Source organism: Vibrio sp. H11, from assembly GCF_004804295.1.
Classification (GTDB): domain Bacteria; phylum Pseudomonadota; class Gammaproteobacteria; order Enterobacterales; family Vibrionaceae; genus Vibrio; species Vibrio ostreae.
In genome coordinates this window covers 244,155-262,124 of the sequence record NZ_SSHN01000003.1, presented here as the reverse complement: position 1 = coordinate 262,124, position 17,970 = coordinate 244,155, and the positions used below count along the sequence as shown (strand labels likewise).

At 51.0% G+C, this 17,970-nt stretch carries 17 protein-coding genes; 9 read left to right on the top strand and 8 right to left on the bottom strand.

Annotated features, from left to right (window positions below; all coding sequences use genetic code 11):
- Window positions 1–119: 119 nt before the first annotated feature.
- On the top strand, window positions 120–1,148 hold the full coding sequence (gene pyrC / locus E6C74_RS06135) for a dihydroorotase (RefSeq protein ID WP_136483812.1): 1,029 nt from the start codon (window positions 120–122) through the stop codon (window positions 1,146–1,148).
- Between the two features lie 186 nt (window positions 1,149–1,334).
- On the opposite strand, the gene E6C74_RS06130 is transcribed toward pyrC, so the two are convergent.
- Window positions 1,335–2,243, bottom strand: a complete 909-nt coding sequence (locus E6C74_RS06130; protein ID WP_136483811.1) for a DUF808 domain-containing protein — start codon at window positions 2,241–2,243, stop codon at window positions 1,335–1,337.
- Between the two features lie 181 nt (window positions 2,244–2,424).
- Here E6C74_RS06130 and E6C74_RS06125 point away from each other — a divergent pair, with 181 nt between their 5' ends.
- On the top strand, window positions 2,425–3,339 hold the full coding sequence (locus tag E6C74_RS06125) for a M14 family metallocarboxypeptidase (protein ID WP_136483810.1): 915 nt from the start codon (window positions 2,425–2,427) through the stop codon (window positions 3,337–3,339).
- A gap of 75 nt (window positions 3,340–3,414) precedes the next feature.
- Here the strand turns inward: E6C74_RS06125 and E6C74_RS06120 are convergent, their stop codons facing one another.
- Entirely contained in the window at window positions 3,415–4,203 is a 789-nt protein-coding gene (locus E6C74_RS06120; protein WP_136483809.1) for a helix-turn-helix transcriptional regulator, read from the bottom strand.
- Window positions 4,204–4,417: 214 nt separating this feature from the next.
- Between E6C74_RS06120 and E6C74_RS06115 the strand changes: the two genes are divergently transcribed.
- From E6C74_RS06115 to E6C74_RS06105, 3 genes are all read left to right on the top strand, one after another.
- On the top strand, window positions 4,418–5,329 hold the full coding sequence (locus E6C74_RS06115) for a DMT family transporter (protein WP_136483808.1): 912 nt from the start codon (window positions 4,418–4,420) through the stop codon (window positions 5,327–5,329).
- 204 nt (window positions 5,330–5,533) lie between these two features.
- A complete protein-coding gene (locus E6C74_RS06110; RefSeq protein WP_136483807.1) occupies window positions 5,534–6,025 on the top strand; it encodes an acyl-CoA thioesterase in 492 nt (163 codons plus the stop codon).
- Window positions 6,026–6,199: 174 nt separating this feature from the next.
- The gene (locus E6C74_RS06105; RefSeq protein ID WP_136483806.1) at window positions 6,200–6,451 is read left to right on the top strand and encodes a hypothetical protein; all 252 of its coding nucleotides are present in this window, start codon (window positions 6,200–6,202) and stop codon (window positions 6,449–6,451) included.
- A gap of 160 nt (window positions 6,452–6,611) precedes the next feature.
- On the opposite strand, the gene malG is transcribed toward E6C74_RS06105, so the two are convergent.
- From malG to malE, 3 genes are all read right to left on the bottom strand, one after another.
- Window positions 6,612–7,502, bottom strand: a complete 891-nt coding sequence (gene malG / locus E6C74_RS06100) for a maltose ABC transporter permease MalG (protein WP_136483805.1) — start codon at window positions 7,500–7,502, stop codon at window positions 6,612–6,614.
- A 12-nt stretch (window positions 7,503–7,514) separates the two neighbouring features.
- Window positions 7,515–9,089, bottom strand: a complete 1,575-nt coding sequence (malF, locus tag E6C74_RS06095) for a maltose ABC transporter permease MalF (protein WP_136483804.1) — start codon at window positions 9,087–9,089, stop codon at window positions 7,515–7,517.
- Between the two features lie 73 nt (window positions 9,090–9,162).
- On the bottom strand, window positions 9,163–10,344 hold the full coding sequence (gene malE, locus E6C74_RS06090; RefSeq protein WP_136483803.1) for a maltose/maltodextrin ABC transporter substrate-binding protein MalE: 1,182 nt from the start codon (window positions 10,342–10,344) through the stop codon (window positions 9,163–9,165).
- 731 nt (window positions 10,345–11,075) lie between these two features.
- Here malE and malK point away from each other — a divergent pair.
- Complete coding sequence (malK, locus tag E6C74_RS06085) at window positions 11,076–12,185, top strand: maltose/maltodextrin ABC transporter ATP-binding protein MalK (protein WP_136483802.1); 1,110 nt, start codon at window positions 11,076–11,078, stop codon at window positions 12,183–12,185.
- Between the two features lie 135 nt (window positions 12,186–12,320).
- Here malK and E6C74_RS06080 read toward each other — a convergent pair whose 3' ends face one another.
- Complete coding sequence (locus tag E6C74_RS06080; protein WP_136483801.1) at window positions 12,321–13,226, bottom strand: EamA family transporter; 906 nt, start codon at window positions 13,224–13,226, stop codon at window positions 12,321–12,323.
- A gap of 114 nt (window positions 13,227–13,340) precedes the next feature.
- Between E6C74_RS06080 and E6C74_RS06075 the strand changes: the two genes are divergently transcribed.
- The 3 genes from E6C74_RS06075 to speG all read left to right on the top strand — a co-directional run bounded on the left by E6C74_RS06075 (window position 13,341) and on the right by speG (window position 16,036).
- The gene (locus tag E6C74_RS06075; RefSeq protein ID WP_136483800.1) at window positions 13,341–14,801 is read left to right on the top strand and encodes a PLP-dependent aminotransferase family protein; all 1,461 of its coding nucleotides are present in this window, start codon (window positions 13,341–13,343) and stop codon (window positions 14,799–14,801) included.
- Between the two features lie 203 nt (window positions 14,802–15,004).
- The gene (locus E6C74_RS06070) at window positions 15,005–15,400 is read left to right on the top strand and encodes a DUF2391 family protein (RefSeq protein ID WP_136483799.1); all 396 of its coding nucleotides are present in this window, start codon (window positions 15,005–15,007) and stop codon (window positions 15,398–15,400) included.
- A gap of 105 nt (window positions 15,401–15,505) precedes the next feature.
- Complete coding sequence (gene speG, locus E6C74_RS06065; RefSeq protein WP_136483798.1) at window positions 15,506–16,036, top strand: spermidine N1-acetyltransferase; 531 nt, start codon at window positions 15,506–15,508, stop codon at window positions 16,034–16,036.
- 185 nt (window positions 16,037–16,221) lie between these two features.
- Here speG and E6C74_RS06060 read toward each other — a convergent pair whose 3' ends face one another.
- Both E6C74_RS06060 and kdgR read right to left on the bottom strand, forming a co-directional pair.
- Window positions 16,222–16,830, bottom strand: a complete 609-nt coding sequence (locus E6C74_RS06060; RefSeq protein WP_136483797.1) for a 2OG-Fe(II) oxygenase — start codon at window positions 16,828–16,830, stop codon at window positions 16,222–16,224.
- A 193-nt stretch (window positions 16,831–17,023) separates the two neighbouring features.
- Window positions 17,024–17,806, bottom strand: coding sequence for a DNA-binding transcriptional regulator KdgR (gene kdgR / locus E6C74_RS06055; protein WP_136483796.1), 783 nt, complete (start codon window positions 17,804–17,806; stop codon window positions 17,024–17,026).
- Window positions 17,807–17,970 lie beyond the last annotated feature (164 nt).

The window sequence follows — 17,970 nt, the reverse complement described above, 5'->3', positions numbered from 1 at the left end:
CCTCTATCATCCTGTCGCCTAAACGGAAGCGTTTGCGTCATACGGACATCCGCGTTTTTTGCGGTCAGGCAGACAGTTTAGGCTCCAATCACTCAACGACTTCATGGTGGGAGCAATACATGACAACACTTACGATCACTCGTCCTGACGACTGGCACGTTCACCTGCGCGATGGCGAGGTCCTGACCGATACAGTACGTGATATCAGCCGCTACAACGGACGCGCGCTAATCATGCCCAATACTGTCCCACCTGTGATTAATACCGAAATGGCGCTGGCCTACCGCGAGCGTATCATGAACGCGCAGCCACAAGGCCAGTTTGAGCCGCTGATGTCACTCTACCTGACTGACAACACCAGCGCAGACGATATCCGCAGCGCCAAGGCATCCGGTGCCGTTGTCGCTGCCAAGCTTTATCCGGCGGGCGCCACCACCAACTCAGACTCTGGTGTCACCTCAGCGAAAAATATTTACCCTGTACTGCAAGCGATGCAGGAAGAAGGGTTGCTGCTGCTGGTGCACGGCGAAGTGACTACGCACGATATTGACATTTTCGACCGTGAAAAAACCTTCCTGGACACCGTACTGGCTCCGATCGTGAACGATTTCCCGAATCTGAAAATAGTCCTCGAGCACATCACCACGGCCGATGCTGTCGAGTTCGTCAACAAAGCCGGTGACAACGTCGCGGCAACGATCACCGCGCATCACCTGATGTACAACCGTAACCACATGCTGGTTGGCGGTATCCGCCCGCACTTTTACTGCCTGCCAATCCTGAAACGCGCGACCCACCAGCACGCGTTGGTTGCAGCCGCGACCTCAGGCAGCAAGAAATTTTTCCTTGGCACCGATTCAGCGCCGCATTCCAAGGGCAAAAAAGAGACGGCCTGTGGCTGTGCCGGTTCGTACACCGCACACGCGGCACTGGAACTGTATGCGGAAGTATTCGAACAGGAAGGTAAGCTTGATCAACTGGAAGCCTTCGCCAGCCACAATGGCCCGGATTTCTACGGTCTGCCGCGTAACAGCGACACCGTTACCCTAAGCAAACAAGCCTGGGACGTGCCAGCGGAAATGCCGTTTGGCGGCGAAACCGTAGTGCCGATTCGTGGCGGCGAACAGGTGCTGTGGACAGTCAAATAACCGTGACCACTGAGTCAGTAGCCTAACGGCCGAAAACAAACGCAAAGAAGAGGCTTCGCCTCTTCTTTTTTATTGCACTGATTGGCAACGTTGCATAACTGGTGACTGGCAGAGAAGAAAAGCGTTAGTCTATTCATTCACTAGTAAATCACCATTGAAATGTTTTATCTTGTCGATAACGACAACTTAGTGACCGCGTACTTTGTGCACGACTTCCATCACCGCCACCACAAGCAGACCTGCCACGACCCCAATCAGCCCGTTCAGCAGCGCCGGAACCAAGTCTGAAACCAGGGTAAGCTCCGGAATACGCATAATCACAGGCTCAATCCAGTGATGAATGACCGGCACGTTATGCACCACGATACCACCACCGACCAAAAACATCGCTGCGGTCCCCACCACTGTCAAACCTTTCATTAGCTTAGGCGCGAACGCGACTAAGGCTGCTCCTATCACTGCCAGACCACCTTTACCCTGAGATTTACGCTCCAGATAAAAACCAAGATCGTCGAGTTTGACAATCCCGGCCACCAGGCCATACACACCGGCCGTCATGATCACCGCAATCAGGCTGACCACCGCAATCTGGGTCAACATCGCGTATCCCTGCACTGTGCCCAGCGCAATGACGATAATCTCCGCAGAAAGAATAAAATCGGTCCGGATCGCCCCCTGAACCTTTTTGGTTTCATACTCCTCAAGACTGACCTGACTGAGCTCTTCCATCGCCTGCTCAGGCTGTTTCTTTGGCTGCGGGTGAAACAGCTTCTCCAGCACTTTCTCCGCCCCCTCATAACAGAGGAACAAGCCGCCCAGCAACAGCAAAGGCATGATAAGCCAGGGCGCAACAGAGCTGATGATCAGCGCCGCAGGTACCAAAATACATTTATTACGAAATGAACCTTTGGCAACCGCCCAGACCACCGGAATTTCCCGTTCAGCGGCAACGCCTGACACTTGCTGTGCATTGAGCGCCAAATCATCGCCCAGCACACCCGCAGTTTTTTTGGCGGCCATCTTGGACATCACTGCTACATCATCCAGCACGGTCGCGATATCATCTAACAGGGTTAATAAACTTGCACCAGCCATTCTCGTCTCTTCATCTCGGTTTAATCAAACAATACGCAACGAAATGTAACATCATCCGGGCCTGTGCGCGAAATAAAGCCGGCTTTTTTCTCGTGCCGCTGCCGTTGGTAACGCCCGCTACTTGTCTCAGCAGATAACTGGGATTACTCTTGGTTTTTTCTCCTTAGTCACAGGGAAAGTTATGCACAGTGCTTACACTTATCCAATCGGAACCCCAGGTCAGAAATGGGGTGATGAAGAACGCCAGATCTGGCGTGCTCAAACCAGTATCAAACGCGAATATCAGCAGCTGGTAATACCTGAAATCGAAGCCTTACGCGCTCGGTTTGATGTGGTTCAGTATGGCTCGCTCTCTTATGATCCAGCGCGCTATCCGCTGTGGTGTGTGAAAACCCGCGCCTGGCAGGATGACAAACCAACGGTACTGATCACTGGCGGTGTGCACGGCTACGAAACCAGCGGCGTGCATGGTGCGCTGCAGTTTCTGGCCACAGAGGCGAGCCGCTTTGAAAGCGAGGTCAATCTCGTGGTAGCGCCATGTGTCAGCCCTTGGGGTTATGAGACCATCAATCGCTGGAACCCGAATGCGCTCGATCCGAACCGTTCGTTTTATCCGGGCAGCCCGGCGGAAGAGTCTGCCGCGTTGATGGCACTGGTGGCTGAACTGCCAGATATTTTGCTGCATATTGATCTGCACGAAACCACCGACACGGATGAAAGCGAGTTCCGCCCGGCACTGGCCGCACGTGATGGTATTGCCTATGTCGCCGGCTCGATTCCGGACGGCTTCTACACGGTCGGCGACAGCGATAAACCGCAACTGGCCTTGCAGACGGCTATCATCGAGGCGGTGCGCAAGGTGACCCACATTGCACCAAGCGACGAGAACGGCCAGCTGATTGGCTCCGATGCGGTTCAGGAAGGCGTGATTCTCTATCCGATGAAAAAACTGGGTTTGTGTGGCGGCGTCACCGATTGTACGTACACTTCAACCACCGAAGTCTATCCAGACAGCCCGCAGGTGACTGCTCAGGAATGCAATGACGCGCAGGTCGCGGCGGTGGTCGGCGCGCTGGAGTACGTGCTGGCCCAGTGATAAGCATGGTGCATAGCACGCCGCGGATAATGGCGTGCCACGGATAACACTGGTCGACACTCTCAATCATCGGTCCTAAAGCAGGCGGTTTTTGTATTGCTCCGGGGTCTGCCCGGAGTATTTTTTAAACATCGAGATAAACGGACTGGCCTGGTTGTAGCCTAAAGTCAGTGCGACTTCTTTGACCGAATGACCGCTGCGCAGCAATTCCATGGAATACAGATAACGGACCCGCAGACGCCACTCGGTAAAGCTCATACCCAATTCAGCCTGACAATGGCGTGCCAGTGTGCGTTCCGTTGCATGGACTTTTTCCGCCCACTGCTGCAGGCTGGTGTCATCGGTGGGGCTCTCTTCCACGGCCGCCAGGATGGGTGCCAAATACTTATTATTACTTGATGGCAGAAAATGGTGCTGGCTTTCCTGAGTCGCCAGTTGATCGAGCAGCACCTGAACCAGACGTTTATCCTGCAGTGATTCTGCCACGCTTATCTGGCGGCGACGAAAATCATCAATAATCGCTGACACGATCGGGGTGACTTTGATTAAGCAGGTCCGGCTCGGAAACGCCGTGGTCATATCGGCAGCAATGTTGAGCGAACAGTACTCGATTGGCTTACGGTTAAAACTTTTATGCCGGATACCCGCCGGAACCCAAATCGCCAGATGAGGTGGTGCGAGAAAACGGGTGTCCTGCGCTTCCATCTCCAGAATACCACCGGATATCAGTTGCACCTGGCCCCAGGCATGACTGTGCTCACGGGTTTCTGTGTTGGACAGAAAGGCTTCAAAATTCATAAATACATCGGAGGGTGCCTGCTCAATCGACAAAGAGGGGTGAAGGTTTCTGGCGCGTTTTCTCAAAGTTGTCTTCCTATCGCTCGCGATGTCTTTTTGAAGATATATATAATTATATAGACCTGTCACACTTAACGCCAATACTACTTGATATCGACATCACCTGGCATCAGGGTCGTTGGCTAGCCAGGTCAGCAGGTGTCACATCAATTCGGTAGCAGCACGCAATCGCAATTCATACATTGTCTTTATCGATTTACTTCAGAACGTTGAGGCTGACATGATCTATCTCTTACCTATGTTTACAGTACTGATTTGGGGTGCCAACACCCTGGTCAATAAACTGGCCTCCCACATTATCGAACCCAGTGCCATGAGCTTTTACCGCTGGCTGCTGGCGATGGTGATTCTGACTCCGTTCTGTTTGCCCGGTGTGCTTCGGCAATGGACGATTATTCGTCCTTACCTGGCTAAACTCGCGTTCCTGTCGCTTCTGGGCATGGCGCTAAACCAATCGCTTGGTTACTACGCCGGCCTCACCACCAGCGCTTCAAATATGTCATTAATCACTTCACTGATCCCTCTGCTGAGTATCTTCTTCAGTGTGCCGCTGCTGGGTAAACGTCTCTCTGCACTGAGTATCGTCGGTGCCGTGCTATCGCTGGCCGGGTTGGCATTTATGCTTGGCCAGGGTGACCTGCTGTTTTTTATCGATCAGGATATCACCCAAGGTGACGGTCTGATGGTCCTGTCGGCGGCGGTCTACGCCCTGTACTGCGTGCTACTTAAGCGCTGGAAAATGCCATTCAGCAACTGGACACTGATCTACCTGCAAGGCTCTCTGGCAGTGGTCATGCTGGCACCACTCTGGCTGACCAGCGAGCACTTACTACCACCGCAAGAGTCGTTGCCATTGATCGCCTACGCAGGTATTGCCGCCTCCTTACTGGCGCCATGGATGTGGGTCAAAGCCATCGACGTGCTCGGAGCTGACTCAACCGCTATATTTATGAACCTGCTGCCTGTGGTGTCGGTAGCGCTGGCAGCTGGGTTGCTGGATGAACAGATCCACGTCTATCATCTGCTGGGCGGTCTCATGGTGCTGAGCGGGGTGATTCTGGCTCAGATCAAGCGTCCGCTGCGCAGCACTCCGCCAGCCACTGCCTTACCGCTTACCTCACCACGACCTTAAACAGCTCACCGACAGTATAACCCGCTGGCCGGACTCGGAATTTGATAAAAACGCGCATTGAGGCGCGTTTTTTATTGCCAACACAGAGCAAACAAAAACAAAACATTGCGCAAAGGTTACAGATTCGTTATTAGTTAGACATGCGTGCATGAAGTCTTGCGCACAATGTGGCAAAGACGCGTTCAAATCATAAAGGAAGAGCCGATGAGCAGTGGCAAACGAGATATAACTCTGCGCTTTCTAGCAGAGCCCGGAGATGTAAACTTTGGCGGTAAAGTACACGGCGGCGCCGTGATGAAATGGATCGACCTGGCTGCATACGCCTGCTCCGCAGCGTGGAGCGGAAAATACTGTATCACCGCCTACGCCGGCGGTATTCGTTTCGTGGCACCGATTCTGGTCGGCAACCTGGTGGAAGTCAGCGCTAAGGTCATTTATACCGGTAAAACCTCAATGCACATTGCGATTGATGTCCAGGCCACGGATCCGAAAGAGCTCAACAATCATCTCACCACACACTGCATTGTGATTATGGTCGCCGTGGATGAAAACGGTAAACCAACGCCGGTTCCGGAGTGGATCCCGACCACCGATGAAGACATCGCACTGCGTCAATCGGCCATCCGCCTGATGAATATGCGTACTGAAATCGGCGAAGAGATGGAAGCGCACGTTAAATATCTCAAAGCCCGCTAAATCTCGCACAGATCCACCCAATCAGAAATAGTCCAGATACGACATCAGGTTAGCTGATAACGTATCTGGCTAATTTTATTCAGCCTTGTCATCTAACCTTCATTTTTCTTTGCTTTACTACTTCATTAGCTGGCAAAGGTATGCCTGCCTATTGGCACAAGCAGAGAGCAATAGATGTCGTTAACCCTCAGTGATATCACCCTCAGTGAGAACACCCTGTCTGATACTAAATCGGTTGAATACCAGTGGGTACGGACCATGTACGTGGAAGGCTATCCCCCGTTAGAGATTAATCATTACATTCAGGCCTGCTTTGGCGGAGATGAAACCTTTGCCGATCTGTTTCGTAAAGTGGCTCTGCAGCAGGAGAGCCTGTACGTGCTGCTGCGTTATATCGGGTGCGCGCCATCCAGTCGCGAGCTGTGATTTGACCCATTATCGTTGTCGCCTTGCAACGAATAGTGATCTTCCATCGTTTCAATCGTTTCAATCGCACTCAGTAAATAGGCCCGAGCAATGCCCGGGCCTATTGTTTACAGTTCAATTCTACCGTTTTGACAGGTCAATCCTATCGCTTGTCGCGATGCTAACCTTTCACACCACCAGCCGTCAGGCCACCCACCAGCCAGCGCTGCGCCAGCAGGAAAACAGCGGTAATTGGCAAAGCCGATAACACTGCGGCCGCGGCAAAATCACCCCACAGGTAATTTTGCGGATACAGATATTGCTGCATCCCTACCGCCAATGTGTACTTATCGACATCCGACAGCAGCAGCGAAGCCACCGGTACTTCTCCCACCACCATGATGAAGGAGAGGATAAACACCACCGCCAGAATTGGCACTGACAATGGCAGCAGCACCAAACGGAATGCCTGCCAAGGGGTTGCACCATCCAGTGCAGCCGCTTCTTCCAGCGAGTTATCGATGGTTTCAAAATAGCCCTTGATAGTCCAGACATGCAGTGCGATCCCCCCCAGATAGGAGAAGATCAAGCCACCATGGGTATTGAGGCCCAAAAACGGGATGTACTGACCAAGCTTATCAAACAGCGCATATATCGCGACCAGAGCCAGCACAGCCGGGAACATCTGGAAGATCATCATCGCTTTCAGAATGGTCTCTTTGCCTTTAAAGCGCATGCGGGCAAACGCGTAGGCTGAAGTGGTCGATAAGCAGACTATCAGCACCGATGAAACCGCCGCGATTTTAACCGAGTTCCACAACCAGGTCAGAACCGGAAACGGAGGCGGTGTCACACTGCCATCTGCGTTAGTGACCGAGAAACCGAGTGCCAGTTTCCAGTGCTCCAGGGACGGATTTTCCGGAATGATGCTACCGGTCGCAAAATTACCTTCGCGGAATGAGATAGCCACCACCATCAGCAACGGAAAGATGATCAGCGCCAGAAACGCCCACAGCGCAATATGTGTCGCCCACACACGGTATTTGAGCGATGTTCCTTGTACCATAGCCATAAGTGTCGCTCCTTAATTCTGGCTGACTTTAGTGAAACGCAGGTTAAGCAGCGCAAGCGCTCCCACCAGCAGGAAGATCAGCGTCGCAATCGCGCTCGCCAGACCAAAGTCCTGGCCACCGGCACCTTCGAATGCAATGCGGTAGGTATAGCTCACCAAGAGGTCGGTGTAACCAGCTGGCTCAGAGGTACCTATCATGTTCGGACCGCCCGCCGTCAACAGCTGAATCATAACAAAGTTATTGAAGTTAAAAGCAAAGCTGGCAATAAGCAGCGGTGTGAGCGGCTTAATCATCAATGGCAACGTGATCTTGGTAAAGTTGTGCACGAAGTTCGCGCCATCGATAGCTGAAGCTTCGTACAAGTCATCCGGAATCGCTTTCAGCAAGCCCATACATAAAATCATCATGTAGGGGAAACCCAGCCAGGTATTGACGATCAACACCATGCATTTCGCTAGGAACGGATCCGAGAACCAGGCCGGACTGAGGCCAAACAGACCTTGCAGCACCATATTGATTTCACCAAAGCTCTGGTTGAACAGACCTTTAAAAATCAGAATCGAAATGAACGCCGGTACTGCATAAGGCAGAATTAACAGCACACGATAGAAAGCGCGGCCTTTGAGCTCTTCCCACTGCACCACACTCGCCAGCACCAGACCAATCACCAGAGTAAAGATCACGGTCAGCACAGAGAACAGCACAGTCCAGATAAAGATACTGATAAATGGCTCTTTGATGCCTTCGTCTTTCCAAACCCGTTCAAAGTTATGGGTACCGATTGAAACAATAAAACCAGGTGACACCGTACTGCCGACAAACTGCCCCTGCTCGTTAACCGGTTGGTAGAAACCGACCTCCAGATTCGGTCGCAGCATCTCTCCGTTCTGGTTATTGATTAGCGTTTCGCCATCATCCTGCAGGGTGTAAAGCGGCGCCACAGCGGCGAATTTACGCAGTCCGCTCATGCGAATCGCGTTGCCATCCGGCAGCGTCAGATTCAACGCCCCGAGAGCCTCACGGTGACTGATGATGGTTTTAATCGCCTCTTTATCGCCCGTCACATCCTGGACCGGAGTCAGCGCTAACGACTGCCCGCTCGCATCGAGACTAAACACCGGAGTGGCGTACTGAGTTTCACCATCCTGAATGGTGATGCGGTAACCTTGTTCGGTGCTAAGCAGCGAAAACGGATAGCTCGCTCCACTCTGAAACGTGCGGTCCATCAGTACCGACTGGGCTCGATCAAAAGAAAGTTGGTTTTTGGCACTGTAATTGGTAAACGCCAGATTGACCGTATAGGCTAACGGAAACAGAATGAATAAGATCATTCCGGCGATACCCGGGTAAATATAACGATGGGCGTAAGTCTTTTTACTGCCAAAGATGTAAAGTGCCAGAGCAGTAAGAATAATGGTCAGCAATGCAAAAGCGAGCTCACCACGGGAATACATCAAAACTGTTGCATATCCATTCACGAGACCGACGGCGGCTAATACACTCCACTTAATGATGGTGCGATTGTTATTGGTCGGTGGTGTCATTGCGGATGCTGACATAGCCTCTGTACCTTGGATTGACTGCATAGAACAACCTGCTAGCGAAATAAAACTGGAAAGTAAGGAGGAGTTGCCCCCTCCTTAAAAGGTGAATCTGGGATTACTTCGTCATCTGTTTTTCAGCATCCGCAAGGGCTGCATCAACAGTCTGACGGCCATCAACCACGTTGATGATTGCGTTCTTAGCTGCGCCCCAGAACGCATTCATTTGTGGGATGTTTGGCATGATCTCGCCGTTCATCGCGTTATCCATGGTCGCAGCAATACGCTGATCCGAATCCAGTTCACGCTGGAATGAACTCAGAGCAACCGCACCCAGTGGCTTATCGTTATTGACCGCGCGCAGACCTTCATTAGTCAGCAGGTAGTTTTCGATAAACTCAACCGCCAGATCTTTGTTTGGCGATGCAGTACTGATACCAGCGGTCAGCACACCAACGAACGGTTTAGAAGACTGGCCATTGAATTTAGGCAGAGTGGTCACACCGTAGTTGATACCTGACTTGTCAATATTGCCCCATGACCACGGACCATTGATGGTCATGGCCGTATTGCCTTTGTTAAATTCCGCTTCAGATACAGAGTAGTCCATATCGGCCGAAATCACGCCTTTATCAACTAGACCTTTAACGAAATTCATCGCATCTTTGACGCCTTGCTTGTCGATACCTGCGTCTTTTACATCGTAGCCAGAAGAAGTGTATTTAAATGCATAGCCACCATCAGCAGCCATCAGAGGCCAGGTAAAATACGGTTCTTTCAGGTTCCACATGATGGCTGATTTACCGTTTTTCTTCAGCTGAGCATCCAGCGCGGCCACTTCTTCCCAACTTTTTGGCGGATTAGGGACCAGATCTTTATTGTAAATCAGTGACAGCGACTCAACCGCTACCGGGTAACCGATCAGCTTACCTTGATACTTCACGGCATCCCAGGCGAAATCAACAATACCGTCTTTGATCGCTTGTGACGGTTTGATCTCCGTCAGCAGACCCGCTTCCGCGTAACCACCGAAACGGTCATGTGCCCAGAATACGATATCGGGACCATCACCCGTTGCCGCTGTCTGTGGGAATTTGTCCTGCAGACCATCCGGATGCGCAACAGTGACTTTAATACCAGTTTCTTGTTCAAACTTTTTACCAACTTCAGCCAGACCGTTGTAACCTTTGTCACCGTTAATCCAGATAGTCAGTTGTCCTTCCTGGATGGCAGCGTGTGCGCCAAACGAACCAAGAGCGACCAGAGTGCTGAGCGCTACAGTGCTTAGGGCGTTTTTCATGTTCATATCCTTGTTTTATTTATGTTGTAGGGCTTACCGGTGAGGTGTCGCCGTATTTCGCCACATATCATCAGAAAAAAACGGGCTCATCTCATCCTCCTACTCCCTACGCCCCTGGTATTATGGCTTATTTTCGTGATCCGAATCGTTGCCTGTTAGAGAGAACAATCACAAAAAAATGCCCCTTTGTGATCTACTTCATGTTCAGACCCGTCAATAATTTGAACTGGATCTCTCAGGCCATTCCAGCCCCTCCTCCACCTCATCCTTACCTACTCCCCCCGCAAAAAATAAGTTTAGGAGGATGTGCAGCTGGGCAGCTTCAAGGAAACTAATCCCATCCAAAGAGTGGATGGTAAGAATCTTTTTCGGTATTGAACCTTAATACTGGCTTGCATTGCCGGGCTCATTTGCTGCTGCAGTCGACGCGTTCGTGGTAATTATTGTACGGGGGAGACGCACGCTGCAGCGGGGGAAGCAAACAGGCTCTTGGCTTTGACGGGTGATGGTTTCTTCAAACCCTTTGTTTGAAGACATCACCCTTTCTTTTCTTACCTGTTATTCTTATCTGATAAAATAAGAGGTTGCGCGTTAAGACGCAGAGTCCCGGCCACACAAGGCCGAGGAGTCACCTCAATATATCCCTACTTTTACTGCCTGCGGCAAAATTTGCTGAGAATCTACTTACAGAGGCGGTAATCATTAAAAATCTTGATCCGAGGACGAGCTAGATGGCGAGTGTCAGCTTAAAAAACGTTTGTAAAGCTTATGGCGATGTGATGATTTCCAAGAATGTGGATCTGGAAATCCAGGAAGGCGAATTTGTCGTCTTCGTCGGTCCGTCAGGCTGTGGTAAATCCACCCTGCTGCGTTGTATTGCCGGACTGGAAGACATTACCTCTGGTGATCTGTTTATTGGTGAGCAACGCATGAATGATGTCGAACCTTCCAAACGCGGGGTCGGCATGGTATTTCAGTCTTACGCCCTCTATCCGCACTTGAATTTGCACGACAACATGTCATTTGGCCTCAAACTGGCCAAAGCCGACAAAGCCGAGATCAGTAAACGCGTTGAACACGCAGCCGATATCCTGCAATTGAGCCATCTGCTGGATCGTCAGCCAAAGGCCTTATCGGGCGGCCAGCGTCAGCGTGTCGCTATTGGCCGGACTCTGGTCTCCCAACCCAATGTTTTCCTGCTCGATGAGCCGCTTTCTAACCTCGATGCTGCGCTGCGGGTACAGATGCGCTCCGAAATTACTAAGCTGCAGCGCAAATTAGGCTGCACCATGATTTACGTCACCCACGATCAGGTCGAAGCCATGACCATGGCTGATAAAATCGTAGTACTGGACGCCGGTTTTGTGTCTCAGGTCGGTAAACCACTCGAGCTTTACCACTACCCACAGAATCGTTTTGTGGCCGGTTTTATCGGTTCACCAAAGATGAACTTCATGAGTGTCACTATTGACGAAGCGGAAAAAGAGCGGGTTAAAGTTCGGCTGTCAAACGGCTTCGCCTTCTGGATCCCGGTTGATGGCACGACAGTCACGGTCGGTGAACGTATGTCGCTGGGCGTACGTCCTGAGCACCTGCTGGAAGCGCAGCAAGGTGATGCTCAAATAGAAGGAAAGGTGATGATTGTGGAAAAACTGGGCAACGAGACCCAGGCCTACATGAACGTTAAAGGCTCAGATTCAGATATCATCTATCGTCAGCCTGACACCCTGGACATTGAGGTCGGCGATAGCCTGGCAATTGGTATTCCGGCCCATCGTTGCCATCTGTTCCATAGTGATGGCCGCGCGTGTCGCCGCTTGTTTAAAGAGAAGGGCGTCTAATTCAACAACTAATCTCTGTCAGGCAGGACTAATATCCTTCACCTCATATGGTTATAACCTCAGATGTTTATTACCTCTGACCGCAAAAGCCCGTTCAAATCAATGAACGGGCTTTTTCATTTCCGTCATGCTGCGCTAGCTGACACTTTCCGCGGGTTGCGGCATTCTGCTACGTCGCAACACCGGCTTTTTCACCACCAGATAAACCGCCACAGCGGCCAGTACAAAGCCCAGCGCCCCCAACCGATCAAAAGATTCCCCAAAGCAAATCCAGGCCTGAATTGCAGTGGTCGGCGGTACCAGGTAAAACACCGACGCAACACTAGATGATGCGCCATGTTCAACCATATACAGCAGTAGCAAAATCGCAATGCACGACAGCACCACCACCAGCCAGCCGAGCGTCATAATGAATGTCGGGGTCCATTCCACCTGCATGGTTTCAAACTGCATCGCAGCAGGCAACAGCAGCGCAACCGCAGCCACATATTGCACCAAGGCACCGCCCAGCAAATCAACACCCTGACAGAACTTCTTCTGATACAGCGTACCGACCGTAATACCGATCAAAGAAACCACACACATACCAATGGCTGCCCATTTGTGTGCGTCCGACTGCCACTCAATATTACCCATCAGCACACAACTGATGCCGGCAAAACCCAGGGCAAGCCCGAGCCACTGAGCGAGATTAAGCCGCTCACTGCCCATCAGCAGCAGGATCAGCGCAGTAAATATCGGTTGGCTACCGACCAGCAGTGAGGCTAAGCCCGCCGGGATCCCCCAGTGAATCGCCTGAAAGGTGCCCCCCAGATACAAACCATGGATAAACAGCCCCGATACACAGGAGTGCCAGAACTGACGGCCAGTCGGGATACGGCGTTTGAGCAGCATGATCAGTAGCGCAAACAGCACCACATTTAGCACCATCCGCAGACTGAGAAAGGTCATCGGCTCGGCATATTCAAGACCGAAACGGGCCCCGACAAAGCCGGATGCCCAGAGTATTACGAACAGAAAAGGAATCATTTTGATGAGCATAGTATTTCTCTGGCAGTCTAATTATTGTGGCGCCATTCTAATTAGGCACAGAATGACAAAAAAGGCACAGTTGATGTAGAATTAATGGGTACAGTGTTAACCTAGGCAGCCAGAATGAGCGAAGAGTTTAAATATCAGGATATCGAGTTGGCAATACGCCGCGCCATTGAAGGCGGCCTGTTTCAGCCCGACGAAAAACTGCCCTCGATACGGGGCTTAATGACCCAGCATCAGGTGGGTAAGAATACCGTCATTCGCGCTTATCAGGTTCTGGAAGCTCAGGGCTGGATTTACTCTCTGCCCCGCTCGGGATATCGTGTCGCTGAACGTAAATCCAGTCTGGATAATCAGGCCAGTGAGCCAAGCCGGGTTGATTTACTGTCGATGTCTAAATCTATTCTGGCTGCGCCTGTGATCAAGCATAATATGCCGGCAGGCTCCGCCCATCCTTGTACGGATTCACCGGCTATTCGCAGTTTGTATGCTGAAATCGGCCGCCACAGCCGGATGCAAACCCATATTCCCAGTCACTATCAACTGCCTCCGGGCAATGATCAACTGGTGAACCAGATACGCAAAATCTGCCGCGATCTCGGTATTGATGCAAGATTGCGTGATATCGCCATTACCAACGGCGGCCAGCAGGCATTAAGCCTGGCTTTTCGCGCCCTGACCCAACCCGGCGATATTGTCGCCGTTGAATCCCCCTGCTATTTTGGCACCCTACTGCTGCTTGAGTCACTGGGGCTAAAGGTGGTCGAAATCCCAAGTCAGCTCACCACAGGGATGGATATCGAAGCGCTCAAACAAGCCATCAGCCGCTGGCGCATCAAGGCTGTCATGGTCACGCCGAATTTTAACAATCCGACCGGAGCGCTGATGCCGCTGGCTCATCGCCAGGCGCTGCTGGATGTCACTGAATCAATTCCCATTATCGAAGACGACGTGTTTGGCAGCCTGGGATTTGCACAGGCGCTACCGAGCCTGAAGAGTTTGGATCAGCAGGAACGGGTGATTTACATCAGTTCGTTATCGAAAACGCTCGATTCGAGACTGCGTATCGGCTGGATTATCGCCGGACGCTATATGAATCAGATCGAGAAAGTCCTGCTGAGCGAAAATATGGGCAGTCTCAATTTGATCCAGTCGGCGGTCGCGGCTTTTCTCTCGACCGGCAGATACCGCACTCATCTGACGCGCATGCGACGCCTGTATCAGAGCCGGCAACTCCGATTCGCCCAGATGCTCTCTCAGGCATTTAACTCACATCCGGAGCTCAATGGCCGCTACCACCTGTCACGTCCGCAGGGCTCTTTCCTGTGCTGGCTGACGCTGCCTGCAGAGGTCGATACCCAGCAGGTCTATCAACACTGCCTGAGTCAGAAAATCAGCCTGCTACCCGGACACTTGTTCGCTAATCAGGGACAATTTACCCAATGTATCCGCTTTAGTGTTTCCAATCTGGAAGATGAAACGCGCTGGCAAAAAAGTCTGCAGATACTGGCTGAGATAATAGTGCAGCAGCTCACCCGCAGCAGTGGTAAAACATTAGCGGACCAACATAATCAGAGCTAAACGATTGACCCAACAGAGCTAAGAAGTTCGCTAATTGCGTGACCAGCACGTAAAGTGGTTTCAGCGCATACAGTTGTCTGTGAGCATACAGCTATCGCAGCACATTAAATTGTCTCTGCGCGTGAATTTGTCTCAACCGATAATCGATTATGCTTGAGGATATCGGTTGCCGCTCACAGCCGGCCCAATCATGAGGTGTAAGTATGAAAATGAGTTTTAACATGGAAGACGCCAGTCAGGTATGCGTCGGTGCCTTTGCTCTGGCGGTGCCCATTTCCTTTTCAGAAGAAGCCTGGCAACTTGGAACGTCGCTCCCGCTGCCCAACCTGCTGCTGTTACTGACGCTGTCTCTGGGTTTTCTCGGCGTATTTGCCTATGAAAGTGTCTTCCAGCGCAATGTGCAGCGTCGGATACCCGCTTTTTTGCTGCGTATTGTCATCGCCTATGCGATAACCGCGTTGGTGGTGGGTTTTGTCCTGCTCGCACTCGACAAATTGCCGCTCCTCGACGAACCGCTAATTTCACTTAAACGTATTGTCGTCATCGCCATGCCCGCATCGATGGGTGCTATTATCGTTGACAGTTTTGACAAAGAATAATCACCGAACCCATTGTTTTACTACCGTCGTTTTGCAACAAAAGCGGACTATATTCAAAACCTTATAAGATTCCTTGCAATACAAGCGAATAAATCAGGACCTCATATGAACATCCAACTCACTCTCAGAGCGCTTGAACGCAGTGATTTGCGTTTCATTCACGATCTCAACAACAACCGCAATATTATGTCATACTGGTTTGAAGAGCCGTATGAGTCGTTCGATGAACTGGAAGAGTTGTACAACAAGCACATCCACGACAACGCCGAACGCCGCTTTGTGGTAGAAAATGAACAAAAGGAACTGGTGGGTCTGGTCGAGTTGATTGAAATTGACTATATCCATCGCAGTGGTGAATTTCAGATTATCATCACCCCGCAGCATCAGGGCCGTGGCTTCGCCCGCACGTTAATTCATAAAGCACTCGACTACTCCTTTACCATTCTCAACCTGCATAAAGTGTATCTGCATGTCGCGATCGATAACGAAAAAGCGGTGCATTTGTATCAGTCATGTGGATTTAAAGAAGAGGGCCATCTGGTGGAAGAATTCTTCATCAACGGCGCCTATCGTGACGTCAAACGCATGTATATTCTGCAAAATGACTATCTGAGCAAACTCTCAGCGCAAAGCTGAGCCAGGGGCAATTCAGGGAAATGAGGCCACCATCTTCAAAACGCCTCCTAGCCAAGCGACTTTTCGCCTAAAACATTATCATAAGCCCAAATAAAAACCGCGCCAGCAAACAGCGGCGCGGTTGGTATAAAACGGGCTATCATCGGGCCATCGCGTTACTCAGCGACTTAGACGGTGGCCTGATATCAATGGGCAATATCGAAACGACTCTCTGTCACGCCGTTGGTGCGGAACCAACCGGCAATACTCATGCGCTCCGCTTTGGCAGGCAGCACTTCATGCGGGAAATTTTCTGACAGGAACACCACCAGACGTCCGGCGACCGGCGCAACGGTGTCAATTAACTGATCATCCATATCGTAGATTTTCAGTTCGCCGCCATCGGCTTCGGTCCAGTTCTCATTGAGGTAGAACACTGTGGTCAGTTTGCGGTTTTCCTGGCCGCGAAACGCATCGAGATGCTTTTTGTAAAAGTCGCCGACCTGATACTGGGCAAAGTGGGATTCATACTCAAACAGGCCCATGAAGAAATCGCGGTTCACCTCGCAGCGGATCTGCTCCATGCGTGTCAGGTAATCCTGCACCGGCAGTCCCATCTCCGAATTCAACCACTGAATACGATCACTGCGAATAGCCTTGGCTTGCAGCAGATCATCATTGCGGCCAATACGGGCACGGTACCAATCTTGAGGTACGCACTCTCTCAGGCTCTGTACCTGCTCCAGGGAAAGAAAATCATCCCACACGTACCAGCCCTGCTCAGCAATTGCATCCAATAAGGTTTCTAATGCCATTTTTCTACATATCTGTTTGAAAAAAGGCGTTATATAAGGATAACCCAAGGGCGACAAATCTAAGTTTTTATCCAAACGGACAATATAATTTGTCGATGCGACTGGCTTAATCTACCCTGCTCAGGCTGCCTGATTAGAAAACAGCAGCCATGAGACTGCTGTTACATGCCCTTCCTAGTTGAGACGGACTTATTTACACCGGATACTGGTTGAAACCTAACTGACGGGAGATGTTACGCCCTGCGGTTTGCAATAACTCAACATAATAGCTGAGCTGCTGTTCATCAAAACGAATGGTCGGTAACGAAATAGACACTCCGGCGATCACATTGCCAAACCGGTCGTAGACGGGCGCGGCAATACAGCGCAGCCCGGCTTCCTGCTCTTCATTATCCTCAGCAAAGTGCTGGCTGCGCACCTTATCCAATTCAATCAGTAGCTCGTCGATATTTTGTAATGTGCGCTCGTTGAACCTGGTGAATTCAACTCCGTCCAGAGTCTGACGTACAAAGGCTTCATCCCGCTCTGCCAGCAGGACCTTACCTATCGCAGTGCAATAGAGCGGATTACGCCGTCCGATACGCGAATACATACGCAAATTGTAACCGGAATCAATTTTGTGGATATAAATAATCTCTTTTTCATCCAGCGCACCGAGATGTAGCGCTTCATTGGTCAGTTCCGAGATAACCCGCATCTCTCTGTCCGCCAGTTCGATCAGATCGACGTATTCCAGAGACTTCGCGCCCAGTTCAAATAACTTGAGTGTCAGTTGGTATTTATCTGCCTCGCCTTCCTGCGCCACATAACCGAGCGATTTCATGGTTTGCAGAAAACGGTAGGTCGTCGCCTTCGACATCATCAAACGCTGAGACAGCTCAGAGACCCCAATCTCTTTTTGCTCACCGAGAGCCTGCAGAATATTGAATACTTTCAGAACCGAAGAGACGGCTTCCGGTTGCGATGACTTTTCCATGCTAAATCCTTTGCATCTTAGAGCTTGCGCCCATTATAACGACTCAACATCCTCGTACCAGTATTTTTAAAAAGGCTTTTCAAATTTATGAGAGTCGCTTCAAGGCCTTCATCGCCCAGGTAACCCGTCCCCTGGCCGGCGATTCGATTCGTCCGTTTCAATCA

What these genes read in the sequence shown, in the direction of transcription:
- E6C74_RS06075 (WP_136483800.1), top strand. Translation starts at nt 13,341, where the DNA reads ATGAGCGAAGAGTTTAAATATCAGGATATCGAGTTGGCAATACGCCGC.
- E6C74_RS06110 (WP_136483807.1), top strand. Translation starts at nt 5,534, where the DNA reads ATGAGCAGTGGCAAACGAGATATAACTCTGCGCTTTCTAGCAGAGCCC.
- malF (WP_136483804.1), bottom strand. Translation starts at nt 9,089, where the DNA reads ATGCAGTCAATCCAAGGTACAGAGGCTATGTCAGCATCCGCAATGACA.
- E6C74_RS06130 (WP_136483811.1), bottom strand. Translation starts at nt 2,243, where the DNA reads ATGGCTGGTGCAAGTTTATTAACCCTGTTAGATGATATCGCGACCGTG.
- kdgR (WP_136483796.1), bottom strand. Translation starts at nt 17,806, where the DNA reads ATGGAAAAGTCATCGCAACCGGAAGCCGTCTCTTCGGTTCTGAAAGTA.
- speG (WP_136483798.1), top strand. Translation starts at nt 15,506, where the DNA reads ATGAACATCCAACTCACTCTCAGAGCGCTTGAACGCAGTGATTTGCGT.
- E6C74_RS06105 (WP_136483806.1), top strand. Translation starts at nt 6,200, where the DNA reads ATGTCGTTAACCCTCAGTGATATCACCCTCAGTGAGAACACCCTGTCT.
- E6C74_RS06115 (WP_136483808.1), top strand. Translation starts at nt 4,418, where the DNA reads ATGATCTATCTCTTACCTATGTTTACAGTACTGATTTGGGGTGCCAAC.
- malK (WP_136483802.1), top strand. Translation starts at nt 11,076, where the DNA reads ATGGCGAGTGTCAGCTTAAAAAACGTTTGTAAAGCTTATGGCGATGTG.
- E6C74_RS06070 (WP_136483799.1), top strand. Translation starts at nt 15,005, where the DNA reads ATGAAAATGAGTTTTAACATGGAAGACGCCAGTCAGGTATGCGTCGGT.
- pyrC (WP_136483812.1), top strand. Translation starts at nt 120, where the DNA reads ATGACAACACTTACGATCACTCGTCCTGACGACTGGCACGTTCACCTG.
- E6C74_RS06080 (WP_136483801.1), bottom strand. Translation starts at nt 13,226, where the DNA reads ATGCTCATCAAAATGATTCCTTTTCTGTTCGTAATACTCTGGGCATCC.
- malE (WP_136483803.1), bottom strand. Translation starts at nt 10,344, where the DNA reads ATGAAAAACGCCCTAAGCACTGTAGCGCTCAGCACTCTGGTCGCTCTT.
- malG (WP_136483805.1), bottom strand. Translation starts at nt 7,502, where the DNA reads ATGGCTATGGTACAAGGAACATCGCTCAAATACCGTGTGTGGGCGACA.
- E6C74_RS06125 (WP_136483810.1), top strand. Translation starts at nt 2,425, where the DNA reads ATGCACAGTGCTTACACTTATCCAATCGGAACCCCAGGTCAGAAATGG.
- E6C74_RS06060 (WP_136483797.1), bottom strand. Translation starts at nt 16,830, where the DNA reads ATGGCATTAGAAACCTTATTGGATGCAATTGCTGAGCAGGGCTGGTAC.